This is a genomic window from Plantactinospora sp. B24E8 (assembly GCF_039871735.1).
Lineage (GTDB): Bacteria > Actinomycetota > Actinomycetes > Mycobacteriales > Micromonosporaceae > Plantactinospora.
In genome coordinates, this window is the sequence record NZ_JBDPMH010000001.1 from 246,729 (window position 1) to 269,651 (window position 22,923).

Genomic DNA, 22,923 nt, shown 5'->3' on the forward strand with positions numbered 1-22,923 from the left:
TGGGGCGCCGACCCGGACCGGCGGACCCCAGAAACCGGCGCCGTTGGTGACGTACGGCTGGGTGCCAGAAGGTCGGCGATGACAGGCGGCTACCGAGGCGTACGCGAGAGGGGCACGGGGTTGGCCGGGACATGCGTTTGGAGTACGGGAGCGGGCGGGACAAGTGACGGCGCGTTGGTCGGCTCCGAGATCGTCGGGGATGGCGACGGTGCCGGTGTCAACGGCGGTGGTGGTTGCTGCCGCATGCTGAGCGCGAGCATCAGACCGCCGGCGACGACCGCCATGACCGTCGCCGCGACTCCCGCCAGGACGACACGGCGAACGGTGGAGCCGCCGGCCCGGGCCACAAGGGTCTCGACCGGCGGTGCCACGAACGACAGGTTCGCCGTCTCCCGGTAAGCCGTCAGCAGCCGCGCCACCCGGCGATCGGCTTCGGGATCGAGATCGGGGGTAAGGCTGGTCATGACGTCACCGCCTGTGGTCGTCTGACATGAGGTGGGCAGCGAGTCGAATACGGCCGCGGTGCAGCCATGACAGCACTGTGCCTCTCGAAACTCCGAGGTCGTCGGCGACCTCGGCCACACTCAGATCGGCGAGGTAGTGCAGCACGACCGCTCGGCGGTGCCGGTCCGACAACGTACGTAACGCGGCGACGAGGGCCACATGATCAGGGCCAAGTTCCGGTACGACCTGCGGGTCGGCGTGGCGGCGAAGCATCCGGGCAGCGACGGTCAGCCGGCGCAGGCGGCTGGTCGCCAGGTTCCACGCGACCCGACGTACCCAGGCTGCTGGATCGTTGTACCTGCCGATCCCCGACCATCGCTGCCAGGCCCGGACGAACGCCTCCTGCACCACGTCCTCCGCCTCCGCGCGATCGCCGAGGTAGGCGTGCAGTTGACTGGCGAGGCGACTGTACGACGCCTGGTAGAAGCTCTCGAATTCGCCGCGTTCGTCGTCCGGGTGACTGTCCGGCCGTACCGCCCGCACCGGTGGTCGATGCCTCCCGTCCACGATCATCCGTACCGCCAATCCCGCGTCCGTCCTGTCGCGACATACCAGTAGTCACGCTTGTGCGGGTCGGGTGATTGCACCGGGAGACGTAGCTCGCTCCACCGCAATCCGATGGGCGCGGGAGGCGTGTGAGTGTGGAATGCGGCGCGCTTCGGCCCGTCGCGCAGCAGAGTCTGGACGAAAGGTAACTGTATGCGTATCCGCCTGGGTGTTGTCGGTGCCGTCGTGGTCGGCCTGGCTGGCTTGGGGCTGCTTGCCGGGCCAGCGCTAGCCGACTCCACCCCTTCGCCCAACTCGACGCCGCCTGCTCCGGTGTTGGCCGACCCGCAGCCGGCCGACTCGACGCCGGCTGCTCCGGTGCAGTCTGGTTCGACGCCGCCTGCTCCGGTGTTGGCCGACCCGCAGCCGGCCGACTCGACGCCGGCTGCTCCGGTGCAGTCTGGTTCGACGCCGCCTGCTCCGGTGCTGGCCGACCCGCAGCCGTAGTCGCATGAGGCACTTCTGACCTGGCCGTACGCGGTGTCGCGGCCCGGTTGGAGGGCGATGTAAGACGGGTGTGGTTCTGTTGATGATCACGGGGTTGCTGAGACACCATGACACCGACAAGGACCACACCCGGCCCTCATCATCGATCGATGGTCGACATGATCCATCAGCACGGGCCGCGTCCGGGCCGACACCACATCCGCCGAGCCCGCCGCGAACGGAACGGTTTGTCGCCCGAGTTCAGGGTGTGCGGAGTTCGACCAGGGTCACCTGCGGTGGGGCGCCGACCCGGACCGGCGGACCCCAGAAACCGGCGCCGTTGGTGACGTAGAGCTGGGTGCCGTCGATCGTGGCGTGCCCGGAGACGACCGGCTGCTGCAGGCCGACCACAAGACTGAACGGCACGATCTGACCGCCGTGGGTGTGCCCGGACAGCTGCAGGTCGACGCCGTGCTTCGCCGCCTCGTACACGTTGACCGGCTGGTGGGCCAGCAACACCACCGGCCGGTTCGGATCCCGTCCACCGAGCGCGGCACCGAAGTCCGGGCCCTGGGCGAAACCGAGCCCGGCACCGGCCGGATCGTTCACCCCGGCGAGGTCGAGAGCCCCGCCCCGAGCCAGGATCTCCTGCCGCTCGTTCTGCAGCACCCGCAACCCGAGCCGATCGACCTCGACCACCCACTCCTCCACCCCGGAGTAGTACTCGTGGTTGCCGGTGACGAAAAAGCTGCCGTACCGGGATCGGATGCCGCGCAGCGGGGCGGCGGCGTCGCCGAGTTCGGCGACCGTACCGTCGACCAGGTCACCGACCACCGCCACCAGGTCGGCGTCGAGCCGGTTGATGGTGGCGACGATCCGCTCGGTGTGCGCCCGGCCGGCCAGCGGCCCGATGTGGATGTCGGAGACGGTGGCGATCCGCAGCCCGTCCATGCTCCGGGGAAGCTTGGCGAGCGGGATCTGCACCCGGTCGACCTGTGGCGGGCCGAGCGCGGTACAGACGCCGTAGCCGACGATCGCCGGGGCGGTCAGCCCGGCGAAGATCGCGGCACCCCGGGCCAGCAGTCGACGTCGGTCCGGATCGTGTCCCGGCTCGACCGGCGGCGCGTCCCCGGACGCTGGCGGTGCCCCGGCGGGCTGCGGCGGTGCCCCGGCCGCGGCGGCGGTGGCCGGCTCGGCGGTCACGGCCGGCGTCGGGTCGTCCGGTGCGGCCGAGGTCTGCTCCGTCGCCCCACCGGCGGCCGGTACGGCCACCAGCGGCGCCGCGACCGGTGCGGCACGGCGGGCACGCCGGAACAGCACCAGCCGGGTCGCCAGCATCGGCACTTCCAGCACGACCAGGATGACCAGCAGGTAGAACATCACCGCGAGCCACAGGTAACCCGGCCAGGCGAGCCAGTAGAGCCCCTGTCGGGTGCTGATCAGCGTGGCCGGAGCGAGCAGGGCCAGGACCAGCGCGGCGATCGTCCCGAGCCGGCGCCAGCGCCCCGGTCGGGTGGTGTCCCGGATCAGCCGCTTCCAGAGGTAGAGGTGGATCAGGCCGGTGACCAGCACCAACGTCCCGACAAAGCCCAGGACCCCGAACACCCGGCCTCCTCAGCCGCCGGCGAACGGCGGCAACACGTCGATCGTCGCGCCCGGCGGCAGCAGCGCCTCGCGATCATGGCAGGCGACGCCGTCGACCAGGAAACTGGCCAACCCCAGCACCTTGCCGAGCTGCGCACCGTGCCGGTCGGTCAACTCGGCGACAAGATCGTCGAGGGTACGTCCGCCGGGCAGGGTCTCCTCGGCGGTCCCGGCCGCGGCCCGGGCGGCCGCGAAATAGCGTACGACCACGGTCGTCCCCGTCGCTGTGCCGTCCACTGTCAACCCCCGATCGCCGACATCGGGCGTACCGGCTGCAGGAAGCTCGGATCGTCGATGCCGTGCCCGGCCCGCTTACCCCACATCGCCACCCGCCACCGGCGGGCCAGTTCCTCGTCGTCCGCCCCGCCGCGCAACGCGGCCCGCAGGTCCGACTCCTCGGTCGCGAAGAGGCAGTTGCGGACCTGACCGTCGGCGGTGAGCCGGGTCCGGTCGCAGTCGCCGCAGAACGGCCTGGTCACGCTCGCGATCACCCCGACCTTCGCCGGGCGGCCGTCGGCGGCGGTCCAGCCGTCGACCAGCCAGGTCTCGGCCGGCGCCCCGCCCCGCTCGGCCGGATCCGGCAACAGGGTGAACTCGGCCCGCAGCGCGGCCAGGATCTCCTCCGCGGTGACCATCGTCGACCGGTCCCAGCCGTGCTGGGCGTCCAGCGGCATCTGCTCGATGAACCGCAGCTCGTAGCCGTGCGCCAGGGCGAAGCGCAGCAGTTCCGGCGCGTCACCGTCGTTGACACCCCGCATCAGCACCGAGTTGATTTTGACCGGGGTGAGCCCGGCGGCGACCGCCCCGGCCAGCCCGTCGACCACGTCCGACAGCCGGGACCGCCGGGTCAGCGCGGTGAACCGGTCCGGATCGAGGGTGTCCAGCGAGACGTTGACCCGGTCGAGCCCGGCCGCGCGCAGCGGCGCGGCGAGCCGGTCGAGCCCGATCCCGTTGGTGGTCACCGAGATGACCGGCCGGGGCTCCAGCGCGGCGACCGCGGCGACGATCTGTTGCAGGCCGGGACGGATCAGCGGCTCGCCGCCGGTGAACCGGACCTCGGTCACGCCGAGCAGGCGTACCGCGACGCCGACCAGGCGGATGATCTCGTCGTCGGTCAGCACCTCCGACTTCGGCAGCCAGGGCAGCCCCTCCGCCGGCATGCAGTAGGTGCAGCGCAGGTTGCACCGGTCGGTCAGCGAGACGCGCAGATCGGTGGCCACCCGGCCGTACCGGTCGACGAGTCCCCCGACCTCCGGCCGGGAACCCGGAATGGTCATCGTTCGACGGTAGCGCGTCACACCGACAGCGCGGCGCGAGCCGTCGTACCTACCGCATCCCGATACGTCCCCCCGAAGAGCGCGGTGTGCACCAGCAGCAGGTGCAGCTGGTGCACCGGGATCCGCTCCCGCCAGCCGTCGGCGAGCGGCCACACCTCCTGGTACGCGTCGAGGATCAGCTCCAGGTGCGGGGCACCACCGAAGAGCGCGAGCTGGGCCAGGTCGGTCTCCCGGTGCCCGCCGTGCGCGGCCGGGTCGACCAGCCAGACCCGCCCGTCGGCACCCCAGAGCAGGTTGCCGGGCCACAGGTCACCGTGGATCCGGGCGGGCGGCTCGGCTGCGCCGTACCCGTCGATCCGGGAGACCAGCCGCTCGACCAGGGTGACCTCCGTCGCGGAGAGCGCGTTGTTGTCCACCGACCGCCGCAGGTACGGGACGAGCCGGTGCTCCGCGAACCAGGGTGCCCAGGCGCCGCCGGTCGGCGTGTTGTCCTGTGGCAGCGCGCCGATGAAACCCGGCCACCCGGCGCCGAACGTGGGCGCGCCGGCCCGGTGCAGGGCGGCGAGTCCGGCGCCGAACCGGCGGGCCGCCGCCGGGGTCGGCTCACCCGGCTCCACCCATTCCAACGCCAACAGGCCGGGCAGGGCCACGATCAGCTCGTGCACCGGGACCGCCTCCGTCTCCCGCAGCCACCGCAGCCCGGCCGCCTCGGTGCTGAAGAAGTTCTCCGGCACACCCTGAGCCGCCCCCTCCGGCCAGCTCTTCGCGAAGATCGAGTTGCCGTCGTCCAGGGTCAACCGGCTCGCGGTGCAGATGTCCCCGCCGGCCACCGGCGTTTCCCGGATCCGCTGGTGGGTGAGGAAGAGCGGGAGCTGCCCGGGGTGCGCCCGCAGATACGCCAGGTCCATCAGGGCAAGGTAGCCGTCCCTGAGGGAAGGGCTCCTTCCGGTCGCTTCGAAATTCTCGTAGGCGTCAACGGCAATCCGATTCGCCCCTGAGCAGGGGGACTACGGAACGTAGCTGTGGATAGTCGGGCGTGTCGTCCACAGGCGCGCAGGGGGCGCACTTCTGATCATCGATGTGCTTCGCCAGGCTGCCCGGCATGACTCCGACCGATCAGGCCACCCTCTCCGTCCGCTCCACCGCCGACCTGCTCGCTGCCGTACCGTTCCTGCTCGGCTTCCACCCCGCCGACAGCGTCGTGGTGATCGCGTTACGGGCGAACCGCATCGTCTTCGTGGCCCGGGGAGACCTGCCCGACTTCCTCACCGCGCCGCCACCTTCCGCCGGTGGAGCCGGCGAGGCCGCTGCCCGTGGCCCGGGTGAAACCGCTGCCCGTGGCCCGGGTGAAACCGCTGCCCGTGGCCCGGGTGAAACCGCTGGTGGCCCGGGTGAAACCGCTGGTGGCCCGGGCGAAGCCGCCGCGCAGCTCGCGGCCGTCGTCGCCCGCCAGGGTGTCGAGACGGTCACGATCGTCGGGTACGGCCCACCCGCCCGGGTCACCCCGGTCATCGACGCCGTGACCGGGGCACTCGGCCGCTTCGGCCTGCCGGTCCTGGACGCGCTGCGGGTCACCGGCGACCGCTACTGGTCGTACGTCTGCGCCGATCCGGGGTGCTGCCCGCCGGAGGGGACCCGGTTCGACGCCTCGGCCAGCCAGTTCGCCGCCGCGGCCACCTTCGCCGGTCAGGTGGCGCTCCCCGACCGGGAGACGCTGGTCCGACAGGTGTCGCCGGTCGACGGTCCGGCCCGGGAGGCGATGCGCCAGGCCACCCGGCGGGCGGAGAGCCGGCTGCAGAAGCTGCTGGACCGGGCCGCACCGGCCGATCCGCGGGGACGTCGGGCGTTGCGCCGGGCCGGGCGCTCCGCCGTACGGATCGCGATGCTCCGGCACCGCACCGGGGGGCGGCTCACCGACGACGAGCTGGCCTGGCTCAGCCTGCTGCTGGTGCACCTGCCGACCCGGGACGAGGCGTGGCAGCGTACCGGCGGGGAGGACTGGCAGCTGGCGCTCTGGACGGATGTGCTCCGCCGGTCCGAGCCGGATCTGGTTGCCGCCCCGGCCACCCTGTTGTGCTTCGCGGCCTGGCGGGCCGGGCAGGGGGCCTTGGCCAGCGTGGCGGTCGAACGGGCGCTGGAGGCACAGCCCGACTACTCGCTCGCGCTGCTGCTCGCCGAGACACTGCGGGCCGGCATCCCACCGTCCACACTCGACGGCTGGGACGCGCCCGACCGGTCACGACAGGAGGTCCTCCGTGCCCGGTAGTGGGGCGGTCGGCGGTGGGCGTACGTGCTCCGACACGACCGCTTCCGGCACCGTCGACCGTACGGCGGCAACCCCGGTTACCGTTGCCAGGGTGACAGGGGCTACGGGAGCGTCGCGCTTGGCGGCGGTGGTGCTGACCGGTGGCGCCGGCCGCCGGATGGGTGGCGTCGACAAACCGGCGCTGCCGGTGGGCGGCCGCTCGATGCGGGAACGGGTGCTGGCCGCCGTCGCCGACGCGGAGCCCCGGATCGTCGTCGGCACGACCGACGGCCTGCCGCCCAGGGTGCACGGGATCCGCGAACGTCCGGCGGGCGGCGGACCCGTCGCGGCCACCGCGGCCGGTCTGGCCCTGCTGGTCAGCAGGAGCACGAGCGGCAACAGGGGCCCAGCCGTCGTGGAGTGGGCCGCCGCCGCCGAGGACACCGTCGACGGGGGCACCGTTGTCGGGAGTATGCCGGCGACCGTGGCGCTGCTCGCCGCCGACCTGCCGCTGCTGACGGCGTCGGCGGTGCACGACCTGCGTACCGCGCTGGAAGGGGCGCCCACCGCCGACGGTGTGGTTTATGTCGACGACACCGGACGTCCGCAGTGGCTGTGCGGAGTTTGGCGGACCGCGTCGCTGCGGCGTGCCCTGGGCCGGCTCGCGACCCGCCACGACGGCGTGCTCACCGGTACGTCGGTGCGGGCGCTGATGGCCGAGCTGACCGTGGCCGAACTGGCCTGGCGGGGTTCGGGGCCGCCACCCTGGTTCGACTGCGACACTGACGAGGACCTACGCCGGGCGGAGGAGTGGATTCGATGAGCAGGATGGACGACTGGGTGGCGGCGGCCTGCGCCGAACTCGACCTGGCCCCGACCGAGGTCGACGTGCGGATGGTGCTGGACCTGGCCCGCGACGTCGCCCACCACGTGCTCCGGCCCGGTGCGCCGGTCACCGCGTACCTGCTCGGGATCGCGGTCGGTCGGGGAGCCGATCCGGCGACGGCGGCGGCCGCCCTGGCCCGGCTCGCCACCGGTTGGCCGAGCGCCGACTCTGACGCGACCGCCCCGGCCGGCACGGGCGCGGCGGGCGAGCCCGGCGCGCCCGCCAGCGACTCCGGAGCGATCGCGCCGGCCTGACCTCCTCGACCAGCCGGGTGTCGGCGGGCCGGTCGGGGTGTTCCGGAGGCGGCCGACGGACTGGTCGAGGACTAGTCGGGTGTCGGCGGGTCGGTCGGGGTGTTCCGGAGGTTGCCGAGTTCGGTCATCTTCTCGGCCAACCAGCGGTACCAGGCGATCCGGGCCGGGAAGCTGGCCAGTGCCAGCTCCAGGGTGGCGTACGCGCCGAACTGTGGATGCCGGACGTCGTCACCGTGCCGGGAGAGCAGTTCGGCGTGCTGTGCCCGGAAGTCGTCGAGCCGTCGCTGGTACGTCTCGGCCTCGGCGAGATAGAACCGCCGCATCCGTACCGGGTCGGCCGCCGCGAGGGCGTACGTCTTCAGCACCGCCTCGTCCCGGGGAGCGCGCGGGGCGGGCGGCTCGACCAGCCAGGCGGCCAGTGCCTCGCGCCCGGCGTCGGTGAGCCGGTGCGTCTTACGCTGCCTCGGCCCCGGACCCGCCTCGGCCTCGTGCTCGATCAGCCCGGCGGTCGACAGTCGGGCCAGCTCGGGATAGATCTGGCTCTGCTGCGCCGTCCAGTAGTAGCCGATGGGTTTACGCATCCGCCGCACGATGTCGTACCCGGTCAGCGGGCCGCGATGCAGGGTGCAGAGCAGGGCGTAACCCAGCGTGCTGACAGTGGCCAAACTGTTACCTCCCGGTACCTCCCGGCTGCAGCATAGCTATGTCAACTTTGACATAGCTGTCGTGGAGACGACCCAGCGGAACAACCGACGATCGGCGGCGGGTCGGACGTCCACCAGGCGCCAGTCGGGACGCCGGGCATCCGGATACCCGCGGCAGGACACGATGACGCAGTGAATCGAACGGGGGACACATGTCGTGGAGGCTCGGACGCGGAATCCTGACGGCGGTCACGGTCACGGCCATGCTCGGTGGCACCACCGGCTGCGGCACGGACGAGGCGACGGGCCCGGGCGGCTCCCCGGGATCGTCCCGCCCGGCCCGACCCGAGGTGTCGCCGGCACCCGGTGACCACACCATGGGGCTCGACCAGGCGGGCGCCGAACGCACCTGGGAGCTGCACGCCCCGCCCGGATACCGACCGGGCATGCCGACTCCGCTGGTCGTCGCCCTGCACGGCACCGACCAGAGCGTCGAGGGCCTCCGCGAGAGCAGTGGACTCGACGCGATCGCCGACCGTGAGGGTTTCCTGGTCGCCTACCCGAAGGCGAAGGGCCGCCAGTTCAGCCGCCTGCCCGACCAGGGCGACGACATCACCTTCGTCCGGGCGCTGGTCGGCGAGCTGGTGGAGAAGTGGTCGGTGGACCCCAACCGCGTGTACGCGACCGGCTTCTCCTCCGGCGCCGGCATGACGTACAACCTCGGCGTCGAGGCCGCCGAACTGTTCGCCGCCATCGCCCCGGTCAGCGGCCCGTTCGCCGGTGGCCCCGCCGGGCACGACCCCGGCTACAAGCCGTCCCGGCCGGTGTCGCTGCTCACGTTCATCGGCCACGACGACCGTAACGCAGCCCGGATGTACAGCGGGCTGACCAACTGGCAGAAGAACCTCGGTTGCCAGGTCGGCGAGCCGGTCTGGGTCGACCGGGGGAAGACGGTGAACCGTACGGTCAGCAAGTGCCCGGACGGTAGTGAGGTGGTCGACTACACGGTGAACGAGATGGGCCATGCGTGGCCCTCGCCGACCGGGTACCAGGCGGCCGTCGACGGCACCCAGGTGATCTGGGAGTTCTTCGCCGCCCACGCCCGCCGCGCGTAGCTGTGACCATGAACGTCGGCCGGGTCGCCGAACCCGCCCGGCTGATGGTCATGGAGTTCGGCGGTGTGTACGGCAGCGCGCAAGGGAGAGGGCCGGCGATGCGGGCGTTGGAGACTCAGCGTGCGGTGGCCGCCGCCATGTCGATCGCAGCATCAGTCGGCTTGGCGGTCGACGACGCTGTCGTCCTTCAGGACTCGAACAAGCTGACTCTGCGTCTGCTGCCGTGTGACGTCCTGGCCCGGGTGGCACCTGCAGCGGATCAGATCGCGTACGCCGAGATCGAGCTTGCGCAACGGCTCGCCGAATCCGGGAGCCCGGTAGCCGCGCTTGAGTCTCGAGTGGAGCCACGTGTCCACGAGCGCGACGGGTTCGTGGTCACGCTGTGGACCTACTACGAGTCTGCGACGTCCCGCGAGGTCTCGCCAGCCGACTACGCCGATGCACTCGGGCGGCTGCATGCCGGCATGCGCAATCTCGATCTCCCCACGCCGCACTTCACGGATCGAGTCGAGCAGGCCCAGCAACTCGTGGCAAGCCGCGACCGCACCCCGGCCCTGCGCGACGTGGACCGGGAACTCCTCGGCGACACGTTACGAAGCCTGCGGCGAGTGATCGGCCGACGTGGCGGCGCCGAGCAGCTACTGCACGGCGAGCCGCACCCCGGCAACGTGCTTGCCACGAAGGACGGGCTGCTCTTCATAGACCTCGAGACGTGCTGCCGTGGTCCGGTCGAGTTCGACCTCGCCCATACGCCCGAAGACGTCGGCGGGCACTATCCAGGTGTTGATCAAGGACTGTTACGTGAATGCCGGATCCTCGTGCTGGCGATGATCACAACGTGGCGCTGGGATCGAGGCGACCAACTCCCCAACGGGCGCCGGCTGGGTACCGAGTGGCTCAGCCAGCTCCGGGCGGCGATCGACCGCACCGGCCTGGATATCCGAAGCTGACAGCTCGCACGTCAACAGACCGCGGCATGGCCCGATCTCGGCAGGAGCCGCGGCCGCCGCGGCCGCCGCCGTTGTGTCGCCGGGTGTTTCCGTCCTGACGGCGGCCTACTGTCCGATCCGGGTCCGCAGTGTCCCGCCCTCCCGGTTCGCTGGGTAGGGTGTGCGGTGCCTGACGGACGGAGGCGACCGATGACGGCTGACAACCCGGAACTGCCGGGAGGCGAGGTAGTCGAGGGCAACCTGGCCGATCAGTACGAGCCGATCCTGCTCGACGAGCCCACCACCGCTGACCTGCGGGTCAAGGTGACCGAGGCGTGGCAGGACTTCGCTCGGGCGTTGGCCAACCAGGTGCGGAGTCTGCCGCCCGGGACGCAGATCGCGCTGACCCTCGATCCGACCGCCTCCGGCACCGGGGACGCCGTCTACTCGGTCAGCATCGAGGTCGGCGAGGACGGCCGGATCGACGTACGGGCGGTGGGTAACGCCGCGCTGCCGCAGGGCTACCGGCTCGACCGGTCCGCGGTCGCCGACATGATCGCGCTCGGCTGGTCGCCGCCCGGGGTGGTCGAGGGTTCCGGTGACCACTTCGGGATGCGTACCACCACGGCCGAGGCGAGCCGGCTCGCCACCACGGTCTCGCGCACGCTGCGTGACGTGTACGGCGCCCCGCACCCGGCCTTCCTCGTCTTCCTGGTCCACGACGCCGAGGACGAGCCGATTCCGGTGGAGCCGCTCGGCACCGCCCGGCCGGAGGTGGCGGCGGACGCGGGCGTGGAACTCGACCTCGACGAAGCTCTTGCCGCCGCCCGGGCCGTGCGGGCCGCCGACGATTCGATGGCGTTGGAGGAACGGGTCAAGACCGTCGTCTCGGCGATGCTGAAGTCGTCGGCGGACCAGCTCCAGGTCGACTCCGACGGCGACATCGGCATCCGGGCCGGCTCGGCGATGGTCTTCGTCCGGGTCCGGGACAACCCGCCGCTGGTCGACGTCTTCTCCCCGGTGCTCACCGAGATCGAGCCGACCGAGCAGCTCTACGTCAAGCTCTCCGAGCTGACCAACCGGATGCCGATCGGACGGCTCTACTGCACCAACGACACCGTCTGGGCCTCGATCCCGGTCTTCGGACGCAACTTCCAGGCCACCCACCTGATGCTCGCCGTACAGGTGATGACCGGACTGGCCGACGAGCTCGACGACCGGCTGCACGGTGAGTTCGGCGGTCGGCGGTTCTTCGGCGAGGGGGACAAGTCGGGACAGCGGGACAGCGGGCACCGTACCGGGATGTACCTGTAACCGGACCGCCGCCGGGCGTGGGAACAGCTCCGTTCCCACGCCTGGCAGGCGGCGGTGCCCGGCCGTGGCGGGCCGGTCAGGGTTTCAGAGTCGGACCACGCCGAGCGTGCCGAGGGTGGTCAGGTCGGTGGCCTTGAGGGCGCTGTCGGAGACGGTCCAGAGCACGTTGCCCACCACCAGTGACCGGCGGATCGAGCCCGGCTCCGGGCCGGTCGTCCCGGCGTGGTCGACCAGACCCGCCTCGGTCAGGCTGGTGGCGCCGACCCGCAGCACCATCGCCCCACCACCGGGCGAACCGCCCTGCGGCTGGTACGTGGTCAGCGGCACCACCAGGGTGCCGTCGGCCGGCCAGTAGAGGAACGCGTGCGGGTCGAACTCGGCTTCGGAGTGCCCGTACCGGACGTGGTGCTGGGCGATCCGGGTCGGCCGGGTCGGATCCGAGACGTCGAAGAGCGAGACCTGGGTGCCCTGGGTACGCCCCTGGTTGTCCGCCTCCTGGCCGATCCCGATCAACCGGCCGTCGCCGACCGGATGCAGGTACGCCGAGTAGCCGGTGATCTTGAGTTCGCCGGTGACCTTCGGTGCCCGGGGATCGCGGAGGTCGACCGTGTAGAGCGGATCGGTCTGCCGGAAGGTGACCACGTAGCCGGTGCCCTGGACGAAGCGGACGCTGTAGATCCGTTCCCCCTTGCCGAGCCCGGTGACCCGACCGGTCTCGGTCAGCGTCGACCCGTCGGCACGCAGGACGTACACCCCGGAGCTCGACTTCGGGTTCTCGCCCCAGGTGCCGCCGGTGGTGGTGGCGACCCGGAGGTGACCGTCCCACTCGGACATCGCGTACTGGTTGACCAGCCAGCCCGGCACGGTGGCGGCGGTGACGTACCGGGGTCGGCCGGTTCCGGTGGTGTCGAACTGGTAGATCTCGGTCTGCTCGTCCTTCGGGTCGGGCGTGGCGACGGTGCCGTCGCCACGGGTCGGCAGCGCCCGCCAACGCTGGTCGGCGGCGATGTAGAGCCGGGATCCGTTGCTGTAGACGGTGTCGCCGTCGGCGGCGACCGTGACCGGGTCGCCGTCGCCGATCCGGCCGGTGCCGAGGTCGAAGCTGAGCAGCGAGAGCAGCGAGGTGCCGGAGTAGACCGCCGGTCGGCTCAGCCGTTCGCAGTCGACCCGCCCGGAGCTGACCCGGCCGTTCTCGATCGTCTCGTAGCGGGGCAGCCAGGTCTCGATGCCGGCCCGTTCGACGATCTTCCGGTTGGCGGCGCGGCTCTTCTCCTCGTCGACCGGCTTCGCGCCCTTGTACATCGGGAAGTCCAGCCGTGGTCCGGAGCGGACCACCACCCGTACCATCGCGCCGACCTGGCGGGCGTCGAGCAGGTCACCGTCGATCCGGTACTCGCCGAGCACCTTCGGCGCGCCGGCCAGGTCGACCAGGATCAGCCGGGGTCCGACCACCGTCTTCTCGTCGATCGGCGGCACCTCCGCCCCACCTCGGCGGATCGCCGGTTCGGGCAGCGCGAACCCGGACTGGCGGACCAGCACCAGGGCGCGGTCGCCGTGCAGCAGCAGGTTCGCCTCGGGCCACCCGTGGCGGTCCGCGCCGGGGTCCAGGTCGAGGCTGCCGGTCACCCGTCGACTCGTCGGCTCGACCACCCGGAGCACGCCCCGGCTCACCGTGACGATGCGCCGGCCGTCGGTCTTCACCAGGTCGGGCTCGTCCACCCCGGCCTCGTGCGTGTTGGTGCCGGAGTAGCCGGATCCCCCCGGCCCGGCCTGCTCACTGCCCGCGTCGGCGGCCCGTTCGTTGCCGCCGGCGGTGTCCCGGGCCACCTCCGGGATGCCGAACGTCCAGGCCCGGCCGTTCTGGAAGCCGTACGGTCCGACGGCCGCGCTGGCCGCGGCCCGGAGCCCGGCCAACGCGTCGGCGCAGGAGCTGAACGAGACGAGTCGCATCCCACCGGCCGCCGGTACGCCGGGGTCGTGTGGTGGTGACGCCACCGGATCGGGCTCGGCGGTGCAGCCGGCCAGCAGCGTACTGGTGAGCAGTGCCAGCCCCGCGAGCAGCGCGGTGCCGACGGTGACAGAGCGGCTTCCCCGGTCAGCGGTCATGCCGGCTCTGACGCGCCGGTCGCCGCTCGCGTTCCCACCACCCGCCATGACCCGTGCCTGCGCATGGTGACCGGCGGCTGGCCGTGCGTTGTCTGCGGCAGGTGAGCGCGCCCGCGACCCGAGCGCGTCAGCCCGCCACCGCTGCCGGTGGGTGGACGGGTGGCGGCGCGGCGTCCGGTGCCTTCCGGCCCACGCCACGGACGAGCAGGTAGCCGACCATCCAGAACTCGCCTATGGACGCGGGGTACGCCATCGCGTCGAACAGGACCTGTGCGTCGCGAGCGAGGTAGAGGACGAACGGGCTCAACACGTACCCGACGCCGCCGACCATGAGGAGCCATCCCAGGACGCGGGGCATCCAGCCGGAGCGCAGCACGCACCAGCCCATCGGGATCAGCCACAGGCCGAAGAACAGTGCTCCCACGCCCCACATGTTGAGGCTGACCAGGTACAGGATCTGGACGGTGGCCGTCGGCTCGCCGACCGGGTCGGCGGAGACCTGGATCGCCGTGGCCAGCATGACCGCGCTCACGAGGCCGACGACCGCGTTGACGAGGCCGAAGGCGGCGATACCGCTCGCGGCGAAGGAGTTCACGGTGCGGAAGAGGCGGTAGAACCAGGCGGCGGTGAGGGCCTGGGTGACGACCATGGCCATTTCCAGGGCGACGCCCGCGCGGGCGAGCGAATCGTGGGTGACCAGGTTGGCCAGCGTCGCGTCAGGGTCGCCGGCCACGAAGAGCTGCGGGCGGATGACGAGGAAGCCGAGTACGGCGGTGATAGCCATGCCGAGGTAGAACAGCCCGGTCATCCGGGCGGTACGGGTCAGCTCGTGCATCGGGGCTCCTTACGATCCGGACGAGGCGTTGGGGTTGTGCGCGTTCTCTCCCTGATTTCGGGTGCGTGGAACCGGGCCGCGAGCCGTCTTCTCGCGTGCCGTGTCGTGGGTCGGCTCACTGGTCGGTGTCGGGGTATCCGAAGACGTCGTCGAGTGGCACCCGGAACACGCGTGCGATCTGGAAGGCCACTTCCAGCGACGGCGAGTAACGACCCTGCTCGATGGCGATGATGGTCTGGCGGGTCACCCCGATGCGATCGGCCAGCTCCGCCTGGGTCATCTCGTCGTGGGCGAAGCGGAGCGCCCGGATCGAGTTGGTGACCCTGGTCGGCTTGCCCATGGCTACCAGCCCCGCCGGTACGCGTCGATCTTCACGGCCGCCGACGCCAGTGCGGCCAGGACGAACGCCAGGTAGAGCGCGTGTGCGATCCAGAAGTGCTCGACCTTCGCCATCGCGAGGGCCAGTGGCACGATCGCGACGATGCTCATGACGTAGAAACCGACGTGTTCGCCCCGCCGATTGATCTCCCGGTCCCGTTCGTCGGTCCTGTCCGCATCCTTCGGCGAGGCCATGGCGGTCACGACGGCCAGGACGATGCCCGCGCCGATCCCGACGCCGATCGAGGTGAGCATCGGCCCTACGTAGGCGATCCTCGACACGTCCGTACCCGGCACCTTGGACAGGACGATCGCCAGGTAGGCGACCGGTACGGCGACGCCGACCACGGCAGAGATCCAGGTGCGCTTCTTCTCGGAGGACATGTCCCGCTCCTCATGTAAAAGAAACCTGACATGTCAAAAGTAAAGATTCATCGACATGATGTCAAGAATCTTTGACTCCTCCTGTCGGCCACCGGCCCAACTGCCGGTCCCCGGCGGGCGGATCAGGCGGGCGCGGAGATCACCGTCGGTGAGTCGACCAGGCGGGACAGCACGATCATGCTCCGGGTCGAGGTGACGAAGGGTTCGGCGCGCAGTCGCTCCAGGGCCTGCTCCAGGTGGGCGATGTCGGCGGCCCGCAGATGCACCAGGGCGTCCGCCTCGCCGGAGACGGTGTACGCGCCGACCACCTCCGGGTGTCGCCGGGTCGCCACCGCGATCTGCGCCGGGGTGGTCCGGCCGGTGCAGAAGAGCTCGACGAACGCCTCGGTGTTCCAGCCGACCGCGGCCGGGTCGATGACGGCGGTGAATCCCCGGATGACCCCGACGGCCCGGAGCCGGTCGACCCGCCGCTTCACCGCCGGGGCGGAGAGCGAGACCCGGGCGCCGATCTCCGCGTACGACATTCGGGCATCCGCCACCAGTGACGCAATGATTCGCTGGTCGACGTCGTCAATCTGCAACGTTCCGCCTCTCTCAGGCAACAGTTCCGGCTGTTAGTTAACCTGCACCGTACCTACCCTTGGATTCGTGAACCAGCCGAGGATCCCCAGAAAGCGGACATACCTTCTCTGTTCGCCGGAGTACTTCACCGTGGAGTACGCGATCAACCCCTGGATGGACGTCACCACCCCGGTCGACTCCGAACTCGCCGCCAAGCAGTGGCACCGCCTGCGGGAGACCCTGCTGGACCTCGGCCACACGGTGCACGAACTCGCCCCGGAGCCGGGGCTGCCCGACATGGTCTACGCGGCCAACGGGGCGTTCGTGGTGGACGGCGTCAGCTACGGCGCCCGGTTCCGGCACCGGCAGCGGGCCGCCGAGGCCGCCGCCCACCAGGCGTTCTACCAGGCGTACGGCTGGCGTCACGTGCCGCCCGTCGAGATCAACGAGGGGGAGGGCGACTTCACCTACCTCCCCGACGCCTACGGTGGCCTGATCCTCGCCGGGTACGGCTTCCGTACCGCCACCGCCGCACACGCCGAGGCGCAGGAGGTGCTCGGCCGACCGGTGATCTCGCTGCGCCTGGTCGACCCGCGTTTCTACCACCTGGACACCGCGCTCGCCCCGCTTGACGACCGGACCGTCGTCTACTACCCCGAGGCGTTCTCGCCCGCCTCGCAGCAGGTGCTGGCCCGGCTCTTCCCGGACGCGATCCGGGCCGACGAGGCCGACGCGGTCGCGTTCGGGCTCAACCTGGTCAGCGACGGCCGGCACGTCGTCCTGAACAGCGAGGCGACCGGGATGGCGGCCAAGGTCGCGGCAGCCGGGTACGTTCCGGTGCCGGTCGAGTTGTCCGAGCTGAAGAAGGGCGGCGGCAGCGTCAAGTGCTGCGTCGCCGAACTTCGGCCGTAGTCGTAGTCGTAGCCGGCCGGACCGGAGTGGACCGGTCCGGACGCGGCCCTCAGCCCAGCGTCGCCAGCTCGTTGATCAGCACGTTCGACAGCACCTGACCGTCCCGCTGCACCCGCCGCAGGTACCACTTCTGCTGCGGGGTACGGGGCTGGTTGAACTGCCACGGACCCCGCGGGCTGTCGATCTGCCCGACCCGACCGAGCGCCAGGTTCAGGGTCAACGGGGTGAGTTCGCTGTTGGCCAGCCGGATCCCCTTGTCGAGGACCTGTGCCGCGTCGTACGACGCCATCGCGTACGTCGTCGGCGTCGAGCCGTGGGCCTTGCGGAAGGCGGAGGCGAACCGGCGGTTGGCCGCGTTGTTCAGGTCCGCGGAGTAGTTGAGGGAGGTGACGATCCCCTCGGCCTCGCTGACCTTGAGCTGGTCGAGCACGGTGCCCTCGGTGAGGAAGCCCGGCGCGTAGATGTCGTTGCGGTAGCCGGCCTCGTGCAGCCGCTTGAGGAACTCGACGGCGGACTCGCCGGCGAAGGAGCAGTAGACCGCGTCCGGATTCCGGGCCATCACCTGGCTGATCACCGTGGCGTACGCGTTCTTGGCGGGCTTGCCCTTGACGTGTTTCGTCCAGATCACCGGCTCCGCGATCCGGTCGTCGGATTCGCCGAAGCTCTGCCGGAAACCCTGGACCGCGTCGAACCCGGCGTCGTGGTTCGGCGCGACGATCGTGATCCGACCACCGGCCGGGATCCGCTGTGCCATGTACGGGGCCAGTGCGCGGCCCGGCTCGTCGTTCACGTACGAGGTGCGCCAGATGTAGACGACGCTCTGCAGCGTGGCCGGGGAGGCGTTGGAGCTGACCAGCGGAACCTTCGACGACTCGACCTTCTCGCGGATCGCGGACATGACGTCCGAGTTGACCACCCCGGTCAGCGCCAGGACGCGCTGGCTGAGCAGGTCGTCCAGCGCGGCGGTGCCGGACTGGGGGCTGTCCCCCTCGTCGGCGATGATCAGGTCCACCGGGTGGCCGCCGAGCCGCTGGTCGTTCAGGTCGAGGTAGAGCTGGAAGCCCCGGACCATCTCGTCACCGATCGCCTTGTAGGCACCGGACTGCGAGGTGATCATGCCGATCCGGACCGGCTCGTCGCTGGTCGAGTCCCCGGTTCCGCCGTCGCCCCAGCGACCGCACGCGGCGGTCAGCCCGGTGGCACCCAGCGCGCCCAGCAACCTGAGGGCCTGTCTGCGGTCCATCTGCGACACGAATTTCCTCCCGGAGGGGCGGTCGGATCGCAGCCCCTCCGGCGTTCTACCGGCTACGCGACGCTGCGTCAATGGCGAGGAGATCACTCGACGAACGAATGTAACGCGGCTATCACCGCAGTCCACGCGGGGGATAGCGGGTCGATGACGGCGAAATGCTCACAGTCCGGCAACTCGATCAGACGCAACTCCGCCGTGGGAGTGCGGGACGTCGCGTACCCGACACTCAGCTCCACCGGCACCTGCCGGTCCTGCCGCCCGTGCACGATCACCGTGGGTACCGTTGGCGCGGCGCTCCGTGCCGGGTCGGCCGCCGCGTACCGGTCGGGCACCTCGTCCGGGCCGCCGCCGAGCAGTGCGGCGACCGCGCCCCCGTCCAGGTCCAGCCGGTACGCCTCGGCCAGGTCGACCACCGGCGCCAGGGCGAGCACCCCGCGTACGCCGTCCGGCGCCCGCAGCGCGTACCAGATCGCGAGGTGGCCGCCGGCGGAGTGGCCGAGCAGGATCGGCGGGCCCGGGGCGACCCGTCCGGCCGGTAGTGCCGCCCGGGCCAGCTCGGGCAGCGCGGAGACTCCGGCCAGTACGTCGTCGAGGGTGCCCGGCCAGCCGCCGCCCGGTTGACCGGTGCGCCGGTACTCCAGTTGCGCCACCGGCCAACCCCGGTCGGCGAGGTCGGCGGCGAGCGGACCGGTGTGTCGACGGTCGTACTCGGCCCGCCAGAAGCCGCCGTGAATCACCACGACCAGTGGCCGGGTCGGACCGGCCGCCGGAATCCGCAGGTCGGCGACGTGGTCGGGGTGGTCGCCGTACCGGATCTGCAGGTCGGGTGGCGGTGCCGGCCGGTCGAGGACGGCGCGTGGGTCGGCGGAAGCGGCGGCCGGATCCGGCGGATGGAGGTCGGCAGCCGGTGTCCCGGATCCGGCGGCTGGGTTGTCGACCACGCACGGACCGTACCGGGTGCGGTCGGCCCACCCCGCACCTGCCCGTCCGCTCCGGGGCGGTGCCGGCGCGCGCCGACCCGGCGGGTTGCGCAAAGATGGGAGCATGACCGACGTGCCACGCTCCCCGGAAGACAGCAACGAGTCGACCAGCGGTAACCGGCCCGGCGGTGCGGTGCTGGTGGTCGGCCCGGACGGACGCCCGGTCGGCACCGTACCCACCGACGGCGAGTCGTCGGGCGAGGACCCGGCCCGGCTGATCGAGCAGCCGGCGAAGGTGATGCGGATCGGCAGCATGATCAAGCAGCTGCTGGAGGAGGTCAAGGCCGCCCCGCTGGACGACGCCAGCCGGCAACGACTGCGCGAGATCCACCAGCGTTCGATCGTCGAACTGGAGGACGGGCTCGCCCCCGAGCTGCGGGAGGAACTGGCCCGGCTCTCGCTGCCGTTCGGCGAGGATGCCGCGCCGAGCGAGGCCGAACTGCGGATCGCCCAGGCCCAGCTGGTCGGCTGGCTCGAGGGCCTGTTCCACGGCATCCAGGCCGCACTGGTCGCCCAGCAGATGGCGGCCAGGATGCAGCTGGAGCAGATGCGTTCCGGTGGTCGCCCGGCCCTGCCGATGGGACCTGGTGGACTGCCCGGCATGCCCGGCGGCCACGGACACCCGGGCGAGGGTCAGGGCCCCGGCCAGTACCTCTGACGACCCGGCGAACCGTCGGGCCGACCCCGGCCGCTATCGCTGCCCGTTCACCCGGTCGACCAGGTCACGGATCGCCCGGAGTACGGCGTCCGGCTGTTGCACGTGCAGGAACTGGTGCGAGGCGTCCTCGACCACCCGGTGCTCGCCGTGTGGCACGGCGGCGGCCATCGCCGCGTGCATGGCGCGGATGCCGTCCTGGGCCTGGCGGATCAACTCCTCGGAGGCGAATCCCGCCCAGTACGGGTTGTCGCCGAGCGCGGTGAGCACGACCAGCGGCACGTCGGGTAGTTCGCCCCCGTGTCGGAGTTCGTCGTAGACCTCGGTCTCGAAGTTGAGGGTCTCCCGAGTGCCCGTCCGCCAGGTCGCGAGGTGATGGTCGACAAGAGCCGTCCGGACCGGCTCGGGCCATCTGTCGTAGATCTTCGTGTATTGCTGGCGGGCGGAGTGCACCTGCTCGTCGGTCAGCTCCGGTAGCCGGTCCAGGTCCGGCTTCATCCTCTCGCCCATCTCGGCTGCCTCGTCGGGCAGGTGGGCGAGGATGTCCTCGTGACCGGGGTCCAACAGGAGCAGGCCGGCCACCTCGTCCGGGAAGCGCTGGGCGTAGCGGCGCGCGTAGAACGCGCCAAGAGAGTGCCCGACCAGCAGGTAGGGCGCGGGTACCTCGCCTGCCCGCAGCAGTGACCGGAGTTCGTCGGTGACCGCACCGGGGGTGCGGGGCAACTCGACGTTGTCGCTCCACCCGGTTCCGGCACGGTCGTAGAGCACGCTGGTGGTGAAACCGGCCGTCGCCTCCTGTAGTTCGAGGAAGTCCAGACCGACCAGGCCGGCGCCGGGCAGGAACACGACGCTCGGGCCGCCGGTGCCCGACCGGTGCAGCATCAGTCGACGTCCGCCGACCTCGTGGTGCCGTCCCACCGGAGCTGGCTCGGATATCTGTTGGCGCATGCGGTCTTGTCGCCTCTCTCATCGTTCTCAACTTTGAGAACGGTATCAGATCTGAGATCGTCTGCTGATGGACAGGGTGGAACTGCTGGTGCATCCGGTACGGCTACGAATCGTGCACGCCATGGCCGGCGGACGGGCACTCACCACCGCCGAACTCTGCGCCCGGATGCCCGACGTCTCGAAGGCGACCCTCTACCGGCACGTCGGGCTACTCGCCGAGGGCGGCATTCTCGAGGTCGAGGCCGAACAGCGGGTACGCGGCGCGGTGGAGCGGCGCTACCGGCTCCACCGGGAACGGGCGGTGATCGATGCCGACACCGCCGCGTCGGCGTCGTCGGAGGACCACCGCCGGGTGTTCGCGATCGCGATGGCAACGCTGATCTCCGAGTTCAACGCCTACCTCGACCGGGAACACGCCGACCCGGCCGCCGACCTGGTGGGCTACCGGCAGCACGCGGTCTGGCTGACCCGGCAGGAACTCGCCGAGTTGATCGGTGAACTCCGCGCCGCCATCGCACCCCGGCTGGCCGGTCCTCCCACTCCGGACCGCACTCCCTACCTGCTCAGTCCGATCCTTTTTCCGATCGGCGAGCCGCCCGAGCCGGCACCGGAGTAGCCGCCGGCTCGGGTTCGGGCCGGTGTCCGGCGCCCGCCCGGTCACCCGGATCCGGTCGGCCGCCGGTACGGACGAGCCCGAAGGCGAGCACCGCACCCGCCAACCCCAGTCCGCCGGCGAGCAGATAGCTGGTGTTGAGCGCGGTGGCGACGTCGGCGGCCGGCCCGGCCGGCCCGTCGGCGGCGGCGAAGACGCTGCCCAGCACCGCCACCCCGAGCGCCAATCCGAGCTGGCGGGCGGAGTTCAGCGCCCCGCCGGCCATCCCGGCCCGCTCCCGGGGCACCGCACCGAGCAGCGCCGACGACATCGGCGGCAGCGCCAGTCCCGCGCCCAACCCGACACAGACCAGACCCGGGACGAGCACCCCCGCGCCCGAGTCGGCGTGCACCCGGGCCTGCAGCAGGTCGCCGATCCCGATCAGCAGCAGCCCGACCGACACCGACCAGCGGGCCGGGACAGCGTGCCCGAACCGTCCCATCAGCAGCGGCACCACGAACGAGACCACGCTCATCGGCATCAGCACCAGCCCGGTGGCGACCGGTCCCAGTCCGAGCCGGTCCTGCATCCAGATCGAGGCGTACGGGAACATCGCCCACGCCGACAGCGACAACACCGCCCCGGCGCCGACCAGCCCGACGAACGTCCGGTGCCGGAACAGTGCGAGATCCAGCATCGGCTCGGCCGTCCGCCGCTCCACGACGACAAACGCCGCCAGCGCCAGTGCCGCCACCAGCAGCGGCAGCCACGAACCCGGCTCCGCCCAGCCCGCCTCGCCGCTGTGGATCAGCCCGTACGTCGCCGCGCCCGCCGCGACCGTGAAGGTGAGGATCCCGAACGGGTCGAGTCGTCGTCGGCCCGTCCGGTCCCCCGGCCCGACGGTCAGCAGGGTGAGCAGGATCGCCGCCACCGCCACCGGTACGTTCACCGCGAAGATCCATGGCCAGCCCAGGTGTTCGGTGAGCAGCCCGCCGAGGATCGGGCCGGCTGCGGCGGCGGCACCGTTGACCGCGCCCCAGACGCCGAACGCGAGGGCCCGGTCCCGCCCCCGGTACGTCGTACCGAGCAGGGCGAGCGTGGTGGCGAACATCGCCGCCGCCCCGATCCCCTGTACCGCCCGGCCGGTGATCAGCAGTCCGGTCGACGGCGCGAGGGCGCAGCCCAGCGAGGCGAGCGCGAAGAGCCCGAGCCCGCCGACGTAGACCCGCCGGTGGCCGAGCCGGTCGGCGACCGTACCGGCACCGAGCAGCAGCGCGGCCAGGGTCAACGCGTACATGTCGACGACCCACTGCAGGCCGCCGAAGGACGTACCGAGGTCGGCCGACATCGCCGGCAGCGCGACGTTGACGATGGTGACGTCGACCAGCAGCATGAACGCGCCCAGACCGACCGCGACCAGTGGACACCACTTCCGCATGGGGCTGCTCCCGAGGGATCCGAGCCGACAGGTGCCGGTGACCCACTCTGCGGTCGGCACACCCGGAACGACCCGCCCCACCGCCTACCACGGCGGAA

25 protein-coding genes are annotated in these 22,923 nt (G+C 71.4%); 9 read left to right on the forward strand and 16 right to left on the reverse strand.

Features of this window, described 5'->3' with window-relative positions; genetic code table 11:
• Positions 1 to 89: 89 nt before the first annotated feature.
• The 6 genes from ABGB21_RS01140 to ABGB21_RS01165 form a co-directional block, all read right to left on the reverse strand.
• On the reverse strand, positions 90 to 464 hold the full coding sequence (locus ABGB21_RS01140) for a hypothetical protein (protein ID WP_347655194.1): 375 nt from the start codon (positions 462 to 464) through the stop codon (positions 90 to 92).
• A gap of 4 nt (positions 465 to 468) precedes the next feature.
• Positions 469 to 987 carry a SigE family RNA polymerase sigma factor gene (locus ABGB21_RS01145; protein WP_347676017.1) on the reverse strand — a complete coding sequence of 173 codons (519 nt, stop codon included), beginning with the start codon at positions 985 to 987 and terminating at the stop codon, positions 469 to 471.
• Positions 988 to 1,737: 750 nt separating this feature from the next.
• A complete protein-coding gene (locus tag ABGB21_RS01150; RefSeq protein ID WP_347676019.1) occupies positions 1,738 to 3,081 on the reverse strand; it encodes a metallophosphoesterase in 1,344 nt (447 codons plus the stop codon).
• Positions 3,082 to 3,090: 9 nt separating this feature from the next.
• The gene (locus ABGB21_RS01155; RefSeq protein ID WP_347655197.1) at positions 3,091 to 3,363 is read right to left on the reverse strand and encodes a MoaD/ThiS family protein; all 273 of its coding nucleotides are present in this window, start codon (positions 3,361 to 3,363) and stop codon (positions 3,091 to 3,093) included.
• Positions 3,360 to 4,391, reverse strand: a complete 1,032-nt coding sequence (gene moaA, locus ABGB21_RS01160; protein ID WP_347676368.1) for a GTP 3',8-cyclase MoaA — start codon at positions 4,389 to 4,391, stop codon at positions 3,360 to 3,362. The genes ABGB21_RS01155 and moaA overlap by 4 nt, the downstream gene beginning before the upstream one ends.
• 23 nt (positions 4,392 to 4,414) lie before the next feature.
• A complete protein-coding gene (locus ABGB21_RS01165; RefSeq protein ID WP_347676021.1) occupies positions 4,415 to 5,305 on the reverse strand; it encodes a fructosamine kinase family protein in 891 nt (296 codons plus the stop codon).
• Between the two features lie 194 nt (positions 5,306 to 5,499).
• On the opposite strand from ABGB21_RS01165, the gene ABGB21_RS01170 reads away from it, so the two are divergent.
• The 3 genes from ABGB21_RS01170 to ABGB21_RS01180 all read left to right on the forward strand — a co-directional run bounded on the left by ABGB21_RS01170 (position 5,500) and on the right by ABGB21_RS01180 (position 7,782).
• Positions 5,500 to 6,663 carry a DUF4192 domain-containing protein gene (locus ABGB21_RS01170; RefSeq protein WP_347676023.1) on the forward strand — a complete coding sequence of 388 codons (1,164 nt, stop codon included), beginning with the start codon at positions 5,500 to 5,502 and terminating at the stop codon, positions 6,661 to 6,663.
• A gap of 91 nt (positions 6,664 to 6,754) precedes the next feature.
• On the forward strand, positions 6,755 to 7,465 hold the full coding sequence (locus ABGB21_RS01175; protein ID WP_347676025.1) for an NTP transferase domain-containing protein: 711 nt from the start codon (positions 6,755 to 6,757) through the stop codon (positions 7,463 to 7,465).
• The gene (locus tag ABGB21_RS01180) at positions 7,462 to 7,782 is read left to right on the forward strand and encodes a DUF6457 domain-containing protein (RefSeq protein ID WP_347655201.1); all 321 of its coding nucleotides are present in this window, start codon (positions 7,462 to 7,464) and stop codon (positions 7,780 to 7,782) included. Before ABGB21_RS01175 ends, ABGB21_RS01180 begins: the two co-directional genes overlap by 4 nt.
• A gap of 71 nt (positions 7,783 to 7,853) precedes the next feature.
• Here the strand turns inward: ABGB21_RS01180 and ABGB21_RS01185 are convergent, their stop codons facing one another.
• Positions 7,854 to 8,447: a PadR family transcriptional regulator gene (locus ABGB21_RS01185; RefSeq protein ID WP_347676027.1), complete on the reverse strand. Its 594-nt coding sequence runs from the start codon at positions 8,445 to 8,447 to the stop codon at positions 7,854 to 7,856.
• A gap of 242 nt (positions 8,448 to 8,689) precedes the next feature.
• Here ABGB21_RS01185 and ABGB21_RS01190 point away from each other — a divergent pair, with 242 nt between their 5' ends.
• The 3 genes from ABGB21_RS01190 (at position 8,690) to ABGB21_RS01200 (ending at position 11,784) form a co-directional block, all read left to right on the forward strand.
• Positions 8,690 to 9,541, forward strand: a complete 852-nt coding sequence (locus ABGB21_RS01190; RefSeq protein WP_347655203.1) for a PHB depolymerase family esterase — start codon at positions 8,690 to 8,692, stop codon at positions 9,539 to 9,541.
• A gap of 8 nt (positions 9,542 to 9,549) precedes the next feature.
• Complete coding sequence (locus ABGB21_RS01195; RefSeq protein WP_347676028.1) at positions 9,550 to 10,491, forward strand: phosphotransferase; 942 nt, start codon at positions 9,550 to 9,552, stop codon at positions 10,489 to 10,491.
• Between the two features lie 189 nt (positions 10,492 to 10,680).
• Positions 10,681 to 11,784, forward strand: a complete 1,104-nt coding sequence (locus tag ABGB21_RS01200) for a hypothetical protein (protein WP_347676030.1) — start codon at positions 10,681 to 10,683, stop codon at positions 11,782 to 11,784.
• A gap of 84 nt (positions 11,785 to 11,868) precedes the next feature.
• On the opposite strand, the gene ABGB21_RS01205 is transcribed toward ABGB21_RS01200, so the two are convergent.
• From ABGB21_RS01205 to ABGB21_RS01225, 5 genes are all read right to left on the reverse strand, one after another.
• A complete protein-coding gene (locus ABGB21_RS01205; RefSeq protein WP_347655206.1) occupies positions 11,869 to 13,890 on the reverse strand; it encodes a beta-propeller domain-containing protein in 2,022 nt (673 codons plus the stop codon).
• A 127-nt stretch (positions 13,891 to 14,017) separates the two neighbouring features.
• The gene (locus tag ABGB21_RS01210) at positions 14,018 to 14,725 is read right to left on the reverse strand and encodes a DUF4386 domain-containing protein (protein ID WP_347676032.1); all 708 of its coding nucleotides are present in this window, start codon (positions 14,723 to 14,725) and stop codon (positions 14,018 to 14,020) included.
• A 115-nt stretch (positions 14,726 to 14,840) separates the two neighbouring features.
• Positions 14,841 to 15,065 (reverse strand): helix-turn-helix transcriptional regulator, encoded by a 225-nt coding sequence (locus ABGB21_RS01215; RefSeq protein WP_347655208.1) that lies wholly within the window; start codon positions 15,063 to 15,065, stop codon positions 14,841 to 14,843.
• 2 nt (positions 15,066 to 15,067) lie between these two features.
• Positions 15,068 to 15,487 (reverse strand): hypothetical protein, encoded by a 420-nt coding sequence (locus tag ABGB21_RS01220; protein ID WP_347676034.1) that lies wholly within the window; start codon positions 15,485 to 15,487, stop codon positions 15,068 to 15,070.
• A 122-nt stretch (positions 15,488 to 15,609) separates the two neighbouring features.
• The gene (locus ABGB21_RS01225; protein ID WP_347655210.1) at positions 15,610 to 16,068 is read right to left on the reverse strand and encodes an Lrp/AsnC family transcriptional regulator; all 459 of its coding nucleotides are present in this window, start codon (positions 16,066 to 16,068) and stop codon (positions 15,610 to 15,612) included.
• 67 nt (positions 16,069 to 16,135) lie between these two features.
• Here ABGB21_RS01225 and ddaH point away from each other — a divergent pair, with 67 nt between their 5' ends.
• Positions 16,136 to 16,960, forward strand: coding sequence for a dimethylargininase (gene ddaH, locus ABGB21_RS01230; protein WP_347655211.1), 825 nt, complete (start codon positions 16,136 to 16,138; stop codon positions 16,958 to 16,960).
• Between the two features lie 49 nt (positions 16,961 to 17,009).
• Here ddaH and ABGB21_RS01235 read toward each other — a convergent pair whose 3' ends face one another.
• Together ABGB21_RS01235 and ABGB21_RS01240 are read right to left on the reverse strand one after the other, a co-directional pair.
• A complete protein-coding gene (locus ABGB21_RS01235) occupies positions 17,010 to 18,212 on the reverse strand; it encodes an ABC transporter substrate-binding protein (RefSeq protein WP_347655212.1) in 1,203 nt (400 codons plus the stop codon).
• 83 nt (positions 18,213 to 18,295) lie between these two features.
• The gene (locus tag ABGB21_RS01240; protein ID WP_347655249.1) at positions 18,296 to 19,033 is read right to left on the reverse strand and encodes an alpha/beta hydrolase; all 738 of its coding nucleotides are present in this window, start codon (positions 19,031 to 19,033) and stop codon (positions 18,296 to 18,298) included.
• 223 nt (positions 19,034 to 19,256) lie between these two features.
• On the opposite strand from ABGB21_RS01240, the gene ABGB21_RS01245 reads away from it, so the two are divergent.
• Positions 19,257 to 19,850 (forward strand): bacterial proteasome activator family protein, encoded by a 594-nt coding sequence (locus ABGB21_RS01245; protein ID WP_347655213.1) that lies wholly within the window; start codon positions 19,257 to 19,259, stop codon positions 19,848 to 19,850.
• Between the two features lie 33 nt (positions 19,851 to 19,883).
• Here ABGB21_RS01245 and ABGB21_RS01250 read toward each other — a convergent pair whose 3' ends face one another.
• A complete protein-coding gene (locus ABGB21_RS01250) occupies positions 19,884 to 20,795 on the reverse strand; it encodes an alpha/beta hydrolase (RefSeq protein ID WP_347655214.1) in 912 nt (303 codons plus the stop codon).
• Between the two features lie 67 nt (positions 20,796 to 20,862).
• Here ABGB21_RS01250 and ABGB21_RS01255 point away from each other — a divergent pair, with 67 nt between their 5' ends.
• Entirely contained in the window at positions 20,863 to 21,411 is a 549-nt protein-coding gene (locus ABGB21_RS01255) for a helix-turn-helix domain-containing protein (protein WP_347676036.1), read from the forward strand.
• Here the strand turns inward: ABGB21_RS01255 and ABGB21_RS01260 are convergent.
• The gene (locus ABGB21_RS01260) at positions 21,359 to 22,825 is read right to left on the reverse strand and encodes an MFS transporter (protein WP_347676038.1); all 1,467 of its coding nucleotides are present in this window, start codon (positions 22,823 to 22,825) and stop codon (positions 21,359 to 21,361) included. The genes ABGB21_RS01255 and ABGB21_RS01260 overlap by 53 nt on opposite strands.
• Positions 22,826 to 22,923 lie beyond the last annotated feature (98 nt).